Annotated in this window: 15 protein-coding genes and 1 riboswitch; of the genes, 9 read left to right on the top strand and 6 right to left on the bottom strand. The window is 53.2% G+C overall.

The window, feature by feature from the left end; all coding sequences use genetic code 11:
* Positions 1-24 precede the first annotated feature (24 nt).
* The gene (locus ACQ0MK_RS14760; protein WP_430473259.1) at positions 25-981 is read left to right on the top strand and encodes an AEC family transporter; all 957 of its coding nucleotides are present in this window, start codon (positions 25-27) and stop codon (positions 979-981) included.
* A gap of 51 nt (positions 982-1,032) precedes the next feature.
* On the opposite strand, the gene ACQ0MK_RS14765 is transcribed toward ACQ0MK_RS14760, so the two are convergent.
* Positions 1,033-2,130, bottom strand: coding sequence for a YHYH protein (locus ACQ0MK_RS14765; RefSeq protein WP_430473260.1), 1,098 nt, complete (start codon positions 2,128-2,130; stop codon positions 1,033-1,035).
* A gap of 91 nt (positions 2,131-2,221) precedes the next feature.
* Positions 2,222-4,105, bottom strand: coding sequence for an ABCB family ABC transporter ATP-binding protein/permease (locus tag ACQ0MK_RS14770; protein WP_430476034.1), 1,884 nt, complete (start codon positions 4,103-4,105; stop codon positions 2,222-2,224).
* Positions 4,106-4,358: 253 nt separating this feature from the next.
* On the opposite strand from ACQ0MK_RS14770, the gene ACQ0MK_RS14775 reads away from it, so the two are divergent.
* From ACQ0MK_RS14775 to ACQ0MK_RS14800, 6 genes are all read left to right on the top strand, one after another.
* Complete coding sequence (locus ACQ0MK_RS14775) at positions 4,359-5,645, top strand: glutamate-5-semialdehyde dehydrogenase (protein WP_430473261.1); 1,287 nt, start codon at positions 4,359-4,361, stop codon at positions 5,643-5,645.
* Positions 5,642-6,250, top strand: a complete 609-nt coding sequence (locus ACQ0MK_RS14780) for a nicotinate-nucleotide adenylyltransferase (RefSeq protein ID WP_350048350.1) — start codon at positions 5,642-5,644, stop codon at positions 6,248-6,250. The genes ACQ0MK_RS14775 and ACQ0MK_RS14780 overlap by 4 nt, the downstream gene beginning before the upstream one ends.
* 55 nt (positions 6,251-6,305) lie before the next feature.
* Entirely contained in the window at positions 6,306-6,695 is a 390-nt protein-coding gene (rsfS, locus tag ACQ0MK_RS14785) for a ribosome silencing factor (protein ID WP_430473262.1), read from the top strand.
* 80 nt (positions 6,696-6,775) lie between these two features.
* A complete protein-coding gene (rlmH, locus tag ACQ0MK_RS14790; RefSeq protein ID WP_430473263.1) occupies positions 6,776-7,234 on the top strand; it encodes a 23S rRNA (pseudouridine(1915)-N(3))-methyltransferase RlmH in 459 nt (152 codons plus the stop codon).
* A 238-nt stretch (positions 7,235-7,472) separates the two neighbouring features.
* A complete protein-coding gene (locus ACQ0MK_RS14795) occupies positions 7,473-9,233 on the top strand; it encodes a methyl-accepting chemotaxis protein (protein WP_430473264.1) in 1,761 nt (586 codons plus the stop codon).
* 50 nt (positions 9,234-9,283) lie between these two features.
* Complete coding sequence (locus ACQ0MK_RS14800) at positions 9,284-10,057, top strand: DeoR/GlpR family DNA-binding transcription regulator (RefSeq protein WP_430473265.1); 774 nt, start codon at positions 9,284-9,286, stop codon at positions 10,055-10,057.
* A gap of 12 nt (positions 10,058-10,069) precedes the next feature.
* Here ACQ0MK_RS14800 and ACQ0MK_RS14805 read toward each other — a convergent pair whose 3' ends face one another.
* Together ACQ0MK_RS14805 and ACQ0MK_RS14810 are read right to left on the bottom strand one after the other, a co-directional pair.
* Entirely contained in the window at positions 10,070-11,434 is a 1,365-nt protein-coding gene (locus tag ACQ0MK_RS14805) for an aspartate aminotransferase family protein (RefSeq protein ID WP_430473266.1), read from the bottom strand.
* Positions 11,434-12,432 (bottom strand): phosphotransferase enzyme family protein, encoded by a 999-nt coding sequence (locus ACQ0MK_RS14810; RefSeq protein ID WP_430473267.1) that lies wholly within the window; start codon positions 12,430-12,432, stop codon positions 11,434-11,436. Before ACQ0MK_RS14810 ends, ACQ0MK_RS14805 begins: the two co-directional genes overlap by 1 nt.
* A 306-nt stretch (positions 12,433-12,738) precedes the next feature.
* Between ACQ0MK_RS14810 and fabG the strand changes: the two genes are divergently transcribed.
* A complete protein-coding gene (fabG, locus tag ACQ0MK_RS14815; RefSeq protein ID WP_430473268.1) occupies positions 12,739-13,518 on the top strand; it encodes a 3-oxoacyl-ACP reductase FabG in 780 nt (259 codons plus the stop codon).
* Positions 13,519-13,584: 66 nt separating this feature from the next.
* Here the strand turns inward: fabG and ACQ0MK_RS14820 are convergent, their stop codons facing one another.
* Together ACQ0MK_RS14820 and ACQ0MK_RS14825 are read right to left on the bottom strand one after the other, a co-directional pair.
* The gene (locus ACQ0MK_RS14820; RefSeq protein WP_350043187.1) at positions 13,585-14,121 is read right to left on the bottom strand and encodes a dihydrofolate reductase family protein; all 537 of its coding nucleotides are present in this window, start codon (positions 14,119-14,121) and stop codon (positions 13,585-13,587) included.
* 161 nt (positions 14,122-14,282) lie between these two features.
* Positions 14,283-15,710, bottom strand: a complete 1,428-nt coding sequence (locus ACQ0MK_RS14825; protein WP_350162132.1) for an L-serine ammonia-lyase — start codon at positions 15,708-15,710, stop codon at positions 14,283-14,285.
* Positions 15,711-15,905: 195 nt separating this feature from the next.
* A riboswitch (glycine riboswitch) is annotated at positions 15,906-16,001 on the bottom strand.
* A gap of 288 nt (positions 16,002-16,289) precedes the next feature.
* On the opposite strand from ACQ0MK_RS14825, the gene gpmI reads away from it, so the two are divergent.
* Positions 16,290-17,882 (top strand): 2,3-bisphosphoglycerate-independent phosphoglycerate mutase, encoded by a 1,593-nt coding sequence (gene gpmI, locus ACQ0MK_RS14830; protein ID WP_430473269.1) that lies wholly within the window; start codon positions 16,290-16,292, stop codon positions 17,880-17,882.
* Positions 17,883-17,889 lie beyond the last annotated feature (7 nt).

Raw genomic sequence — 17,889 nt, forward strand, 5'->3', positions numbered from 1 at the left:
TACATCAAACATCCGCGGGCACCCATGCTTGATATTCTGGCGATAACAACACCGATATTCCTGATCATCGCAATTGGCTATTTCGCGGTATATCGCAATATTGTGCCCCAAACCATTGTCCGCGGCATGGGGGCGTTTGTCCTAAACTTCGCCCTGCCGTGCCTGTTGATCCGCGCCCTTGCCCAACGTGACCTGACCGAAATTATTGATCCGATTTTTCTTCTGGCATATGGCAGCGGTTCATTATTGGTCTTTGCACTGGGTTTTTCCTATGCCCTTCTGATCGCAAAAAAAAGCCAGCCGAATGCCACCTTGCAAGGCCTTGGCATGTCCATGTCCAACAGCGGGTTTGTTGGGTATCCGGTTGCATCACAGTTACTTGGCCCCGCTGCTGAAATCGCCTTGGCACTTTGCGTGATTATTGAAAACCTGATCATGATGCCAATGGTTCTTGTCCTTGGTGACAGTGCCAAGAACGAAGACGAAAGCCGTTGGCAGGTTTTAAGCAAGGCGCTCGGCAATCTGGGGAAAAATCCCATCATTATCGCCATCATGATCGGGCTAGTTATTTCGCTGTCTGGAATCACGCTGCCCCGTCCGATTTTTAAGGCCATTGATATGCTGGCATCAGCATCAGGACCAGTTGCACTCTTTGTCATTGGCGGCGGTTTGGTCGGGTTGAGGTTAAAAGGCATGCGTGCGGATATGGCACGGATCGTTAGCGCAAAGCTGATCTTGCATCCACTTGCCATCTTCGCCCTGATCTATTTCATGCCAGACATTGATCCGATGCTGCAGATTGCCTGCGTTTCCTTTGCATGTTCGCCCATGCTCAGCATTTATCCGATTTTTGGTCAACGTTATGGCCACGAAGGACTGTGTGCCGCCTCTCTTATGATGGCAACGTCGATGTCATTCTTAACTATCAGCACAGCTCTTTGGCTGCTCGATACCACACAGGTTTTCGGGCCACTGCCCTGATCCAACAGATTTAGAAAGAAAGGGCGCCCAACCGGACACCCCTTCTCATCTTTAGCGTGGTGGTGGGCCAAATTTTGGTCGTTGCCCCGGGAACCCGCCACCGCCACCCGGTGGTGGACCACGGCGCCTGTCGGGTCCGCCGCCGCCAGTACCACTCCCACCTGGTGGCATGCCGCCCGGGCCTTTGTTAAAACTTGGATCGCCCATTCCCGCCAAAACACGCGGAATAAACGGGAAACTTTCGGTGACAAAATAGGCATATGTCCCTTGCGGATATTCCGGTGTGACCGTTTCACGACCATTGGCCTCATCAAGATCACCAAGACCGGGTACGAATTCGAAATCCTCGCCGTAAGTCCCATCATATCGACCACCCGGACCGCCTGATCGTTGTCCGTTTTTCACCTGCCAGGAACTGCGTAAAGCAACAATCGGCGACCCCGCATCATCGGGGTTCTGATACCCGAACATCGTATAGATCGGAAAACCATCTGCGGCAAAACCGATGCGGGCAGAGTGTTGATTGGGTGACCAGCTTTTGATCAAACCCTTGGGAACCCCGTGATAGTGATAGGTACCATCAGGTTGCACATGGGCATTATTCTGATCCAGACCCAAATCCACCGTCGGCGAAATTGCCTCATACCGCCATCCCGACTGACGATCACGTTGCCAGTATTCTGCCGTGTAAGGATCAAACGGCACCCCGTTGACCGCCACGCCGAATGACAACCGGTCGATGGGCGAAAACCGCCCGGTGCGGGTCGGGTTCAAGGGAAAGCGAAATTCAAGCGACTGCGCCTTGATCGAATTGGGGTTTTTACGATTGGGAAAACTGCCCGTTGCGTGATCGGGTATCGCGTTGGAATTGATATATCGAAAGCGTCCGTCTTCCCGAATATTGACTTCGTTGGACAAGGCCCACGCCTGTTTCGTCGGATTTAGCACCATCCCCGCCAGCGGCAACATACCCAACCCGACCAAAAGGTTTCGGCGCATGCGATCAACTTCTTCACGCGTATCACCGGAATATTGCCCCTCATCAAGCGGTTCATGATGGTGATCATGACTGTGATGATGGTTGGCGTGACCGTGACCTGTTCCGCCCTTTTGCAAAGCGTGCAGTTCGCTTCTTGTTAGTTTCGGCACCAGACTTTCCCCCAAAGTAACTGTGACGTCATCCCCCTAATATTTGGCGATGACGTCACAAGGTTCCAGTCAAAAATCAGACTTTTCGCAATTAACTCGGGATTTCCCCAGCATGGGCAAGGATTTCTTCGGCTTCGCGGATTTCCTGCTGCTGCGCCCACATTTCCGTATACAGCCCGTCTTGCGCCAAAAGATCCTGATGGCGGCCGCGTTCTGCCACCTGACCATCGCGCAGGACGATGATTTCATCGGCATCAATAACGGTCGACAAACGGTGCGCAATTACAAGTGTCGTATGCCCGCGCGATACGTCACGCAGGGCCTGCTGGATGTCTTTTTCTGTGCGGGTATCAAGGGCGGATGTTGCTTCGTCAAATATCATGATCTTTGGCCGCTTCAACAACATGCGGGCAATCGAGACACGTTGTTTTTCCCCGCCCGACAATTTCAGGCCGCGTTCACCAACCATGGTTTTGAACCCGTCGGGCAATCCGGCAACGAAGCCATCAATGCTGGCGAGCTTTGCCGCGTTTTCAATCTCGCCCTGATCCGATCCCGGACGGCCATAGGAAACGTTATAGGCAATCGTATCGTTAAACAGGACGGTATCCTGTGGCACGATGCCAATATCGCGACGCAGCGAGTTTTGCGTCACATCGCGAATATCCTGCCCGTCAATCGTAATCCGGCCATCCGATACGTCATAGAACCGGAACATCAACCGGGTCAGGGTTGATTTACCCGCCCCGCTTGGCCCAACCACGGCAACAGTTTTCCCGGCGGGCACCTCAAAACTAACCCCCTTAAGAATCTTTCGATCCGGGTTATAGGAGAAATGCACATCTTCAAACCGGATCGCGGCCTGATCACATTCAAGCGCACGGGCATCGGGGCGGTCTTCGACTTCCTTTTCAACATCAAGCAACGAGAACATCCGTTCCATATCGGTCAGGGACTGCTTGATCTGACGATAGACAAAGCCAAGGAAGTTAAGCGGCATATAAAGCTGCAGCAAGTAGGTATTTACCAACACAAAGTCGCCAACCGTCATGCTGCCGTCTTTGACACCTTGGGCTGCCAAAAGCATGTTTAGAACCAGACCAACCGCAATGATTGCACCCTGCCCGACATTTAATTTCGACAAGGAGACTTGCGATAAAACGGCTGCAGTTTCATAGCCACGCAAGGCTGCGTCATACCGTTTTGATTCGTGGGCTTCGTTGTTGAAATATTTGACTGTTTCGTAGTTGATAAGGCTGTCGATGGCCTTGGTATTGGCTTCGTCATCGCGCTTGTTCATTTCGCGGCGAAACTTCATGCGCCATTCGGTCACGATCAGGGTAAAGGCGATATAGATCACGATGGTTGTAAACGTAATCACCGCAAACCAGACGTCATACAGCGCCCACAAGATGATCGAGACCATAACGATCTCAAGCAAGGTCGGCAGGATGTTAAACAGCATGAAGGACAAAAGGAATTCAATGCCCTTTACCCCGCGTTCAATCGCACGCGAAAGCCCGCCCATCTGACGATCAAGATGGAACCGCAAAGACAAACCATGCAGGTGTTCAAACACCCCAAGTGCCGATCGACGAATGGCGCGCTGGGCAACCTTGGCAAACACCGCATCCCGTATCTCACCAAAGGCCGACACCAAGATACGGACAAGGCCATAGCCAAGAATCAATGCCACCGGCACAACAATCAGTGATGTGGTGTCCGATGTACCTGATTGGGCTGCATTTGATGCGCCATCCACCACATTGGCGGATTTTCCACCACCCCCAAGGGCATCAACGGCATATTTATATAGAACCGGGATATAGACATTCGCGACCTTTGCCCCGACAAGGAACATAAGGGCAAGAACCACACGAACCTTGAGTTCAAATTCACCACGCGGCCAAAGATAAGGCAAAAATGTCTTAACCACACCGAACTCTGCGCGCGCAGTCGGCTGATCAGAACCCATATTTTTCAATTTTTTATCCCCAATCAGGCACCGAACAACATTGCGGGATGCGCACGGCGTATCTTTTCATTCTGTCATCAACAGATGGACCGGCAAGAACCGTTTGGCAAGCATGCTTGGTGCTTTATCGCCTTAATGCCATTGCAGATCGTCGGTTTGATGTCTATTTTGCCAATTTGTTGATAAAATCTCAAAAAGACGGATCTGTTGCATGACCGCAATAGACCAAGCTTCTAGGAACGGAACCAGGACCATGACGGCTCTTGCCAGTATCGAAAACCAGGATGTCGCCGCACTTATGCGCGACATGGGCATCAAAGCACGCAAAGCAGCGCTGGAACTGGCACAGGTCCCGTCCAAGCCAAAAGAAGCCGCCCTCAAAGCCGCCGCTGCCAAACTGCGCGAAAATGCTGCCTTGATCCTTGCTGCCAATGCAAAGGATATGGAAGCCGGTCGCGCCAAAGGCCTGACCGATGCGCTTCTTGACCGCCTTGCGCTTGATGCCGGGCGGCTCGAAGGCATTGCAGCCGGTGTGGAAGCTGTGGCCGAACTGCCCGATCCGGTTGGCCGCGAACTGGCACGATGGAGCCCGGAACATAACCGCCTTGATATTGCACGCGTGTCTGTGCCGCTTGGCGTGATTGGCATCATCTATGAAAGCCGCCCGAATGTGACAGCCGATGCCGGTGCCATGTGCCTCAAATCGGGCAATGCGGCAATCTTGCGTGGTGGTTCGGAAAGCTTTCATTCATCGCGTGCGATCTTTGACTGCATGGTCGCCGGAATCCGCGAAGCCGGATTACCTGACCATGCCATTCAGATGATCCCGATCACGGATCGCGCCGCCGTGGGCGAAATGCTGAAACTTTCGGATTACATCGATGTGATTGTGCCGCGTGGGGGCAAGTCGCTTATTTCGCGCATCACCGAAGAAAGCCGCATTCCGCTGTTCAAGCATCTTGAAGGCCTGTGCCACACCTATGTCCATGCCAGTGCTGACCCGCAGAAAGCGGTCGACATTGTCGTCAATGCCAAGATGCGCCGTGTTGGTGTTTGTGGTGCGACTGAAACCGTTTTGATCGACAATTCGGTCGCGGGCCGTTTACTGCCGCGCATTGCCGAAGCACTTGTCGCCAAAGGCTGCGAGCTGCGCGGCGATGAAACGGCACAGGCTGTGGATGGTCGTATCAAACCGGCAACATCGGATGACTGGGTGACGGAATATCTTGATGCGATTGTCGCAATCAAGGTTGTTTCGGGTGTTGATGAGGCAGTTGATCATATCAATACATTCGGCTCCCACCATACCGATGCAATCATTGCTGAAAATGCCTCCGCAACAACAACGTTCCTGAACGGTGTTGATTCCGGGATCGTCATTGTAAATGCATCAACGCAGTTCGCAGATGGCGGCGAATTCGGCATGGGTGCGGAAATTGGTATTTCGACCGGAAAGCTCCATGCACGCGGTCCCGTCGGAGTCGAACAGCTTACAAGCTACAAATACATCGTTCGCGGCCAAGGTCAGACACGTCCATGACCTTTGGCACGCCAAGATCGCATGTGGCTCCGCCACGGGTTGGTTTGTTGGGCGGGTCGTTTAATCCCGCCCATGAAGGCCACCTGCATATCACCCTAGAAGCGTTGAAACGCCTAAGGTTGGATGCGGTTTGGTGGCTTGTCTCACCACAGAACCCGCTGAAGTCAAGATCGGGCATGGCAGACCTTGCGGATCGCTTTGATTCAGCACTAATGATGGCTAAGCATCCCCGCATTGTGGTTTCTGCAATTGAAACCGAGCTCGGAACCCGCTATACGGCCGATACTCTTGCAGCCTTGCAACGCCGTTTTACCCGAACACAGTTCGTTTGGCTGATGGGAGCAGACAACCTGGCCCAGTTCCATAAGTGGAAATGGTGGGACAGGTTGATTTTACGTGCTCCCATTGCGGTTATCGACCGTGAAGGGTATTCTAACAAGGCATTGTCCGGGACTGCCGCGCGCCGTATGGAACGCTGGCGTATCCCTATGGACAGGGCGGGTTTGCTGGCCGATCTGGATGTTCCGGCCTGGGTATACCTGCCAATCAAGCGCCATCCGGCTTCTTCGACCGCAATTCGCGCCGAAGGCAGATGGCAGGTGTAAGCAATACTGCGATGTGTGCTTTCGGTTTAAACCGGGCCATCGCGTGAAAATTAAGGTGGCGACCATAGGTACCGCAAAACAATCTCTGACTTCCAGCGAAATGCTTTCGCTGATCCAGAGTACTCTCGCAGATGACAAGGCCGAAGACCTTGTTACCATTGATTTGATCGACAAAACTTCTATTGCCGATCACATGATCATTGCTACTGGCTCGTCCTCGCGTCGCGTGGCCGCCATGGCAGAGCATCTCGTTGAGGTGATCAAGAATGCCGGTCAGGGCCGTGCCTTGGCAGAAGGCAAGGAACAGGGTGACTGGGTTCTGGTTGATACCGGTGATGTCATCGTCCATTTGTTCCGTTCGGAAGTACGCGCTTTCTACAACATCGAAGAGATGTGGGGCGTTGAAAATCCGGCACTGAAACAGCAGGCAGCGCGACTGTATTAACAGTCTCGCCGCTTGGCGCGCTTGAGGTGATCCTCAAGCGCACGCCTGACAGTATCTGCGTAACGGTCTGGATCAGAAACATGCAAATCACTCTTGCAGCGGTAGGCCGGATGAAGTCCGGCCCCGAGAAAGATCTGTTTGACCATTATGCTGCCCGATTGCGCTGGCCATTCGTTGTCCGCGAAGTCGAAGAAAAGAAAAAGCTCCCGCCAAATCAGCTGAAAGACCGCGAAGCCGAACTTCTGCTTGGCGTCGTTCCTGACAATGTCTTTCTGATCGCCCTTGACGAGCGCGGAAAGGAATATGGCTCTATTGATTTTTCACAGAAGCTTGAAGGCTGGATGGATCAATATGCGGGCAATATCGCCTTTGCCATTGGCGGGGCGGACGGCCATGGCGCAGCCCTTAAATCACGCGCCAATACTCTTTGGTCGCTGGGTAAGACCACCTGGCCGCATATGTTGGTCCGCGCCCTTATCGCCGAACAACTGTTCCGTGCCCATGCCATTCAGACCAACCATCCTTATCACCGCGAATAATCCTACCGTATGACAATATGCGCGGTCAATTTGGCGATCCGCCTTATTCGTCACCCTTGCTGTGGCTGTCACCGTCACAGGAATCAATCCGGTTCAACTTGTGACCGAATGAACAAGCACCTTCTCCCGCTATTCGGTTATGCTGCCTTGCAACATAACCAAAGCTTGGCTAAAGTTTCATCATAAGAAAAAAACATTCCCAGAAAAATACCCTTGGGCAGTGGTGAGGCTTTTGACGATGGAACAAACCGTTTTCGCGGTACGCGACGTAACGTATGACAATGCCAAAACATCTGCACAGGTCGACGACCTGATGCGGGGCATTACAACCGCACTTGATTATATCGAGCACCTTTTAAAATTCGCCAATACGGCCGGTGAAAGCCAGGACAGCCTGATGCGCGAGATCGACGTTCGATCCAGCAATCTGCGCATTGGCATTGAACAAACCGGTCGCGAAATCGATGAAAGCACCGTCACCGCAAGTGACGTGCAAAACGCCACCCGTGCGACTGTATCGGCAAAAACAAACGCCATCCGCAGTGACCTTGAAAAGATCAGTCAGGATCTTGAAACCAAGGCAGAAGGGGCGTCTAAAGTCCTTAAAGCCATTGAAGATATCGGCAAGGGGATCAAGCTTCTTGCGCTCAATGCAACGATTGAAGCCGCCCGTGCAGGTGAACATGGACGTGGCTTTGCCGTGGTCGCCAAAGAAGTCGGCAACCTTGCGCAAAGTACCATGCAACGCACCAACGAGGCCGTCGATCTGATTGATCTTTCAGATGTGACAAAGTCCCTTCGTGAAAGCATGGGCAATATCGGCAATGACCTTGACAGTCTGGGCAGCGAAATCGAAGAGGCCCTTGGCGGCCTTAAAGACCGCTTTTCGCAAATGTCGGGGCGACTGGAACATATCAGCGGCCACAATCAGGTCGTGTTTGAACTTCTGGACGCCAGCAAAGAATCATCGGCCCGAACACGCGGCAAGGTATCTTGGGCTGAAAGTGAAATCGCCAAACTTTCGCGCTGCACCATGGATGGCGCAACCGTAACTGGCAAACTTTCGCAATTTCTGGCATCCAACCACATCCATGAAGACCCCGCCTATGACCGGCTGGCGGACATCAAGGCGCGCGGCAAAATCCGGATTGCAATTGATCCGGCATTGGTCGGCGCATCTTTCCGGCCCCAAAAACATGGGCCATTGCACGGGATCGATATCGACTATGCCGAGGCCTTTGCAAAATCCATCGGTGTTACCTGCGAGTTTGTTGAACATCCTTGGGACTTGCTGACCGAACTTCTGTTCGTCGGCAAAAAGGCCGGTCAACCAACCGCCGATGCTGTCTGGTGCGCCTTGCCGCCAAGTGATTTTTACAAAGGTGTCGCCTTTTCAGACACCTACACCTATCTGAATTTTTCACTGATCCGCCGACCGGACAACACATCAATCAACACCATTGCCGATCTTGAAGGGAAAGTATTGGGCACGGTCAATGACCCCGCCGCCCTTGCCGTTCTTGAAGAGGTCGGCCTGCGCTGGGCCGATAATGAAAACAAGCCGGGCGGCATCGCAAAACTGTCCAACATGATTGCCTATGGCGACATTTCGCGTGTCCATGACGCGGTTGCCAACGGGGCGATTGATGCCTTTGCCGGTGATCACCCTGTATTTCACTGGGCGTCACAAAACCCGCAAAGCCCATGGCACAAACGCCTTGAAGTTCTGCCCAAACCAATCCTGCCTCATCCGTTCTTTTATGTTGCTGCGGTCGCGGCAGACCCGGCATCCTATAACCTGTTGACCGAAATTAACGCCTTCATCGCCCAGTTCCGCGCGACGTCAAAACGGGCCGAGATTGAAAAACTGTGGCAAGGTCAGGCCATCGAACATCACCTGACTTACAAAGATGAGGCCGGAAACCTGATCGGTGCGGATGAGCTTGCCAGCAGTTTTCACGCCCATTGCCGGAAATACGGGCTGGATCCCGCCATCTAAGAGCACATAAACGGCTGGCGTGATGATGCCCTCGGCAGTATCATCACGCCATGGCAACAAACAAAAAATCCCTGCGACAACAACGCATTCTAAGTGAATTGGAACACGAACCGTCTTTACGGATCGCGGATCTTTCTGGCCGTTTGAACGTGTCGAGTGAAACCATTCGCCGTGACTTTGACGACCTGACAGAACAGGGATTGATCAACCGTACCTATGGCGGGGCGGTACGCCGCCAATCCAGCGAACCGGGCTTGAATGAACGCCACAAGCTCCATGTTGCAGAACGCGAAATCATCGCCAAACAATTAGTCCCGATTTTGGCCGGTGCGCGCCACATCATGATTGGATCGGGTGCAACCACGGTTCACGTCGCCAAACGACTTGCCATCACCATGAATGATCTGACCGTGATTACGCATTCGTTTGGCGTGGCAACCGTTCTGGCAATTAATCCGACCATCCGCGTGATCATGGCCCCGGGCCTGTATCACGCACAGGAAGGGGCCATGCACGGCGCGCAGACCATTCGTTTTTTGGAAAACTACCGGGTTGAATGGGCCATCCTTGGCGCCAGTGGCCTTGATGACGATGGCGCAAGTGATGCCTTGATCGAGGCAGCAGACGTCTATTCCGTCATGATGGAACGCGCAACCCGGAGCATGATCGTTGCCGATCACACAAAATTCAATCAGGCCTTTCCAGCCCGCTACTGTGACTGGAATGCAGTTGATGTGTTGGTCTGCGATGAAAATCCGATGGGTCGTCTGGGTGAAACCATCCGGGGAGCCGGATGCACGATCAAGGCCGCAAGCAAACCTTGATTGCCTTTGTCCTTACCCGCATTCTCGCAACGATTTCCCCAATGCTTCGATAAAGAAATCAACTTCTGACTGCCTCAGGCACAAGGGCGGGCGGATTTTTAATGTCTCACCATATTTTCCCGCCGCACCGATCAAAACCCGGTGACGACGCATGGCATTGATCACATCCCCGACCAACTGCCCGTTTGCGTCTTCCGGCGCACCATTCGGGGATAAATCCACGCCAAGAAACAGCCCCGCACCGCGAATATCACTGATACGTCCATCGATATCGGCCAGATGCTGCAATCCTTCGCGCAGGTATTTCCCGCAAATCATCGCATTCGCCAAAAGGTTCTCGTCGCGAATAACATCCAGTACGGCAAGTCCGGTTGCCGCTGCCACCGGGCTTGCGGCAAAGGTGTTGAAATAGCCAACATCTTCGCAAAATGCCGCCAGAAGTTCAGGTCGTACGGCGATCCCTGCCATGGGAAATCCATTGCCCATCGGTTTTCCCATACTGACGATGTCAGGGGTCACGTCATGGCGCAGGAACCCCCAAAACGCATCCCCGGTCCGGCCAAAACCCGGCTGCACTTCATCGGCGATAAAAACACCCCCGGCACGATGAACCACTGCAACCGCCAAGCGTAAAAAGCCACGCGGATTGGAAAACACGCCATCACTCGAAAAGATACTATCAACGATCAGGGCCGCAATCCCGTGACCGCGATCTGAAAGAACTGCAATCGCCTTTACAATCGCATCGGCAAAACCTCCGGCGATATCATCGCCGTAAGCCAGTTTACCGGGTGCAGGCACGCTCACCACATGGTCGGGCAATTTACCGCGCTTGAAGGCAGACGGCGAAATATCTGTCACCGTCGCAGTATTGCCGTGATAAGCGCACTCAGTCACGATAATGCCCCGCGCCCCTGTTCCACGCTGGGCAGTCCGCAGGGCAAGATCGTTTGCCTCGCTCCCGCTGCAGGTCAGAACGACATTTTCCAAATGATCGGGGAAAGTCGCCTTCAGCCGATCAAGATAGGTTTCTGTGGTCTGATGCAGATATCGGCTGTTGATGTTCAGCCGTGCGGCCTGATCGGCCATGGCAGAAACCACTTGTGGGTGGCAATGCCCGACGGATGGCACATTGTTATAAAAATCCAGATAATTGGTACCATCAGATGCTGTCATCCAGCATCCGGAAGCCGAAACCATTTCAATCGGATCACGGTAAAATAAAACCGATGCGGCGCCAACATTCCGGGTGCGGCGCATAAGAAGATCATTGCCCTGATCTGCTTTGGCGGACACCTGACCATCATAGGCATTCATATCAAGGATGGGGCGCACGGTGGCGGTGGGTAAGGTCGGCGGGGTGGGCATTTTGCTCATCACACACCTTCAGCCGAAAGGAAGCTTTCTGCCATTTGCAGCGTTCCGGTCGTAAAGCCGGTTCCCATTTCCTGTGCCGTCGGTGTTTCCGGATGGCTGGCAATCCAGGCGGTTAACAACAACCGGCGCAGCATGACGAAACTATCAAGCATCGCGGTGTCTGCCGACAGAAATGGTGCTTCGGTGCGATATCCTTCTACCCATGCTTCTTTTAAGGCCGGAACAATCGGATCAAGTTCGATGAAGCTGATGGCCGCGGCAAAGTCATAGCCAAACCAGCCAAAGCCACAATCATCAAAATCAATCACACCCAATCGGTTTCCATCGACCAACAGATTGGCCAAGCGCAAATCTGCATGGATCAAGCCGAACCGGTCCTTATCCATCCCGAATGCCATAAGCTTATGCTCAAGGTGATGACAAACCCGTTCCAACAAGGCCGTGCTGGCACCATCCAATCCCGGTGCTGCCCGCCAATCCCCCCAATGGGGTGTCGCGCCAAGGGTCGTATCAAAGGTCCAGCTTTTGCGGACAAAATTAACCGATCGCGCCCATTGCCGCGCATGCCCATGAAGCCGCGCACTGATCGCACCCAGTTTAAAGAACCCGTCAACCAACGTGTCTCCCGCCGATGGCTCCTCGCCTGCCATAAAGTCAAACGCGACGACATGGCGACTGACACCGTCGTGGTCAAACTCGGCCACTAGTGAGCCGTCGCTGCGCGAACGGGGTTTCGGGGTGTGGACAATCTCGCTGGCACGAAGGGCATTAATCCACGCCAGTTCGGATTCAATCTCAGCCCGCGTGTGATAGCCCGGTCGATGAACCCGCAAAATCAGCTTCCCACCCGTCGCAGGATCGGTTGCAAGAAAGGTCGCATTTTCCGAGACGGTCAGAAGCGACACATCGGCATCCTTCCCCATGCTCCATCCCGGCAAAACCGACATGGCACCGGTCTTTAGGATACCAATCATGTTGTCATCGTAAATGCCACCCAACAGTGATCTCCTTTGGCCCAATACCAGCATCCAGGCAACGCTTCACCAAACCCCAACAAGGCGGGAAACAACAGTTGCGACGGTTTCAACTCATTCAATTCCCGCCGAACTCTGCGGTTCAGCACGTTATCTTGTGAAGATTGCGCCTTAAAATGTGTAATTTGCAACATTTTTTGTTGCATAACGGAAAAAATAGCCCAATCATCGGGGAAACATAACGCACTGCACAATCAGGAAGGCCGCCAACAAGATGAACCGCATCAATGCGGCTCCCTGTTGCGAGATGGGTTCACGAAAGGATCGACCATGCTGACTTCAATTTCCGGGAAAAGTGTCATCGTCACTGGTGGCTCAAAGGGTATTGGCAAAGGTATCGCCAGTGTCTTCGCCAGCAAGGGGGCGAAAGTCATGGTAGCCGCCCGCACGGAAACGGATGCTGCGGCTACGGTCGAAGAAATCCGCGCCAACGGCGGTACGGCTGAAATGGTTCTGTGCGATGTGTCTAATTGGGATCAGGTCAAAGCCATGGCTGAATACACCGCCAAGGCATTTGGCGGCATCGATATCCTGTGCGCCAATGCCGGTATCTTCCCACAGGTCAAAATGGTCGACATGGCAGCAGATGACTGGGACCAGGTCATGTCCACCAACCTCAAAAGCAGCTTTTTGTGCGTAAAGGCCTGCATCCCGTATTTTGAACAATCGGGCAAAGGCCGGGTTGTGATCACGTCATCCATCACCGGCCCGGTAACCGGTTATCCGGGATGGGCCCATTATGGGGCGTCCAAGGCAGGCCAGCTTGGCTTTATCCGCACTGCGGCCATGGAATTGTCGCGCTATAACATAACGATTAATGCCGTCTTGCCGGGCAATATCATGACCGAAGGTCTGGCTGATCTGGGACAGAGTTATCTGGAGTCAATGGCAAGCTCGATCCCGCTTAAACGATTGGGCAGCGTCGAAGACATCGCCAATGCGGCCCTTTTCTTTGCATCCGATGAAGCCGCCTATATCACCGGTCAGTCAATCGTCGTTGATGGCGGCCAGATCCTGCCGGAATCACTTGATGCAATTGGCGAGATCTAAGAAACCTTGCCAAACTGCACATAGCCAAATCAAAAACCGCGCCGGAAATCATCGGCGCGGTTTTTATTATTCGTGCAATCCGTACTGGCTGCGAACGACCCCGGAATTGTACCGTTCGGAGGCCAGCAATCGGGGCTTTATCCCACCGGCATCGCGCCCAAACAGGGATATTCCGTCGCCCAGCACTTCGGGGATCGTGAAAATATCAAGCTGGTCGGCAAAGCCACCAAACAGGAACTGTGTCACCACACTCCCGCCGCCAACAACCCAGATATCGCCATTACCATTTCGGCTATCGCGCAACTGATCAACCAGTTCGATGATACTGCCGCCATACGACTCGGTATTGGCCGGTCGATTTTCCGGAAGTTCACGTGATGTCAAAACGATTGTGCGGCGGGCCTCATAGGGCCAGTCGCCAAATTCCATGACCTGATCAAAGGTATTTCTACCAATGATCAATGTCCCGACGGAGTCCAGAAAATCCTCAAAGCCAAACTCGGCCGGATCATATTCATCCAACCAGTCCACCGCGCCATTGGCGCGCGCAATGAAGCCATCCAAACTGACCGCGATATAAATGCGAAACAGCTTTTTGCTCATATCTATGTCCAACCTTGGGTGGGGTCTTTGCCCCATTTTTGCTCGATTAAGTATAACAGATTGCCATACACGCGTGACAATAAACCAAACACCCGGCCAGATGGCTCCACGGCAAAAACGCTAAATCCCCCGGTTTTCCGCCCTATTCTTACGAGGAGGTTCTAACACTCCACCACGTTGACATTGACCGCAAGACCACCCTGACTGGTTTCTTTGTACTTACTTTGCATGTCGAGTCCCGTCTGGCGCATGGTCTCGATGACCTTATCAAGGGACACCGTATGTTGCCCGTCACCGCGCAAGGCCAATCGGGCTGCGTTGATGGCTTTGACTGCCCCCATGGTGTTACGTTCAATGCACGGTACCTGGACCAATCCGCCAATCGGATCGCAGGTCAGGCCAAGATTATGCTCCATGCCGATCTCGGCGGCGTTTTCAACCTGTTCGGGGGTGCCGCCCATCACGGCACAAAGCGCACCTGCTGCCATTGAACAGGCAACACCAACTTCGCCCTGACAGCCAACTTCGGCGGCCGAGATTGAAGCGCGTTTTTTATAGATCGATCCAATCGCTGCTGCCGTTAACAGGAATTCACGAATATTGTGCTGGCTGGCATTGGCCCCGAACCGTTCGTAATAGCGCAAAACCGCCGGAATAACCCCTGCTGCACCATTGGTTGGTGCGGTAACCACGCGACTGCCGGCGGCATTTTCCTCGTTCACTGCAAGGGCATAAAGATTGACCCAGTCAATCACCGTCAGCGGATCCCGGAGCCCTGCCTCCGGCTTTTCGGTCAGCTCCTTATAAAGCTTTGATGCCCGGCGTTTGACATTCAGCCCGCCGGGTAAAATGCCGTCGGTTCGACAGCCCCGGTCAATGCAGTTCATCATCGCTTCATGGACGCGGTCAACAAACGCAATTGTCTCATCAGGATTACGCCAGCTTTGTTCGTTTGCCATCATGATTTCGGCAATGGACAGCCCTTCGCGTTTGCAGATCTCCATCAACTCATCGGCTGACGAGAACGGAAATGGCAGCGTGATATTATCCCCGGAATATTCCGCCCCGTGATCATCGCTTGAAACGATAAAGCCCCCACCGACCGAGAAATATTCCTGACTGTGGATTTTCACCCCGTCGTTATCAAAGGCCGTGATGCGCATGCCATTGGGGTGCTGCGGAAGCGTTTCGGTAAAATGGAAGACCAGATTGGTGTCGCGGTTAAAGACAACCGGATACTGACCATAAAGCTGGAGCTTGTGGGTTTCATCAATTGCCGCCACGGTCGGCTTGATATCATCCGGGTCAATATTGCGCGGACGCTTGCCGTTAAGGCCCATAATCACAGCCGTATCTGTGGCGTGCCCCTTACCGGTCAGGGCAAGAGATCCATAAAGATCAACCACAACGCTGCCGGTTTTCGCCAAAAGATTACGTGCTTCAAGCTCAAGGCAAAAACGATAGCCTGCACGCATCGGGCCAACCGTATGCGAACTCGATGGGCCAATTCCAATGGTATAAAGATCGACAACAGAAAGGTTTACGTCTTGCGATCCTGTCGTGGGACCGGTGGCGGGAGCATTGGTCATAGGGCCTCCTTCACGGCTCTTGAACGCGCGAAAAAATCGCGCCGTTTACGAACCGGTGTCTTGCCCCCTCTGTCCCTTGACCTGAGATTGTATTCCTGCTGGCCAAAAACAATAAGCCAACAGGTTTTCATCCTTCGGTGGAAGCCAGATAGCGCACTCTCTCATGCGTTATCTTTTTTTCTCTCTCCAGAGCCTCTATCCGCGACGGTCCATCTGCCTGAGAGTGTTTATGAGGCAATTGCTCCTTCGGCGCCGGTCATATTGGTGACCGAACTCTCCCATCGCGGTGCGAAATGACATTTCTGTCACCTCTGAGGTTCACCGTTGGGGAAAACTGTATCTGCGTCTTTAGACGCTGTCAAAAGAACTGGTTCGCTGCTGCAAAATTTTCCCCACCCAAGTGCTGTTAAGGCACCACATTCGTGCTAAATTGCCGGGATTACGCATGCGCCTGTTGTGAGTAACGGATAACCCACCCTGCCCGCACAACGGGATTGATGGCAAAATGGCCTGTAAGTCACCATATTTATTGGTAATTATTTACGGGTAATTCAGCCTTTATCTTTATTTGTGGGATCTATGAACGTGACTGTATCGAATTCCGTAAAGCGCCCGCGCCCTGTAGTGCTGTGCATTCTGGACGGCTGGGGGTATCGCGAAGAAACCAAGGACAACGCAGTTGCCTTGGCCAATACGCCTGTCTGGGATGAACTTTATGCCAACAATCCGACCGGTTTTTTAAAGGCCTGTGGTCTTGATGTCGGCCTGCCAGAAGGTCAGATGGGTAATTCGGAAGTCGGTCACATGAATTTGGGTGCAGGCCGCGTTGTCATGCAGGAACTGCCCAAAATTGACGAAGCCGTCAAAACCGGCACCATTGCCGAGACGGATGCCGTCAAAAAAGTCATCGCCAAACTGAAGAGCAGCAAAGGTGTGTGCCATGTTGCCGGTCTTCTGTCCGAAGGCGGGGTTCATTCCCATCAGGTTCATATGGCCGCCTTGGCGAAAACCATTGCCGATGCCGGTGTGCCGGTCAAAATCCACGCCTATCTTGATGGCCGTGATACTGCACCGAAAAGTGCGGCAAAATTCCTTGAAAAATTCCGTGCCCTGATCGGCGATGCCAATGTTGAAATCGCGACGGTAACCGGGCGGTATTACGCCATGGACCGCGACAACCGTTGGGAACGCGTTAGTCAGGCCTATTTCACCATGGTTCAAGGCAAAAACTACGCTGATGGCCGCAGTGCAAAAAGTGCCGAAGCCGCGATTGCCGAAGCGTATGCCGCCAACACGACCGATGAATTTGTTCTGCCGACTGTGATTGACGGGTTTGATGGCATTGCCGATGGCGATGGACTGTTGATGACCAATTACCGTGCTGATCGTGCCCGTGAAATTCTCGCCGCCCTGTGCGCCCCGGAATTTGACGGGTTTGATCGTGGTACTCCCCCCAAATTCGCCGTTCCGGCCGGTATGGTAGAATATTCGTCAGAACATGCCAAATATATGGATGCGATTTATCCGCCACAAACCCTGCCAAACATCTTTGGCGAAGTGGTTTCCAAGGCCGGATTGAAACAGCTTCGTATCGCTGAAACTGAAAAATACCCGCATGTGTCGTTCTTCTTTAACGGCGGCGAAGAACAGGTGTTTGACGGCGAGGACCGTATTCTTGTCGCATCGCCAAAAGTCGCGACCTATGACTTGCAGCCGGAAATGTCGGCCCCCGAAGTCACTGAAAAGCTTGTGGCGGCCATCAAGGCAGAGACCTATGACACCATCATTCTTAATTTTGCCAATCCCGACATGGTCGGCCATAGCGGCATTCTGAGTGCTGCGATGAAAGCGGCCGAGGCCGTTGATGCCTGCCTTGGGCAAGTGATTGATGCCATCAAATCGGTTGGTGGTGTTGCCTTTGTCACTGCAGATCACGGCAATTGCGAGGTGATGGTCAATCCGGAAACCGGCGAACCACATACTGCACATACCCTTAATTTGGTGCCGACCATCCTTGTTAACGGTCCAGAAGGGGTAACATTGGAGAATGGGCGTCTTGCCGATGTAGCACCAACCTTGCTGCAACTGCTTGGCGTACCGCAGCCAGCCGAGATGACTGGCAAACCGTTGCTTAAGGGCATGAAACAGAATGATGCGCTTCTTGCGAGCTGATCCAGTC

The sequence above is a fragment of the Thalassospira lucentensis genome, assembly GCF_050516545.1.
GTDB classification, from domain to species: domain Bacteria; phylum Pseudomonadota; class Alphaproteobacteria; order Rhodospirillales; family Thalassospiraceae; genus Thalassospira; species Thalassospira lucentensis_C.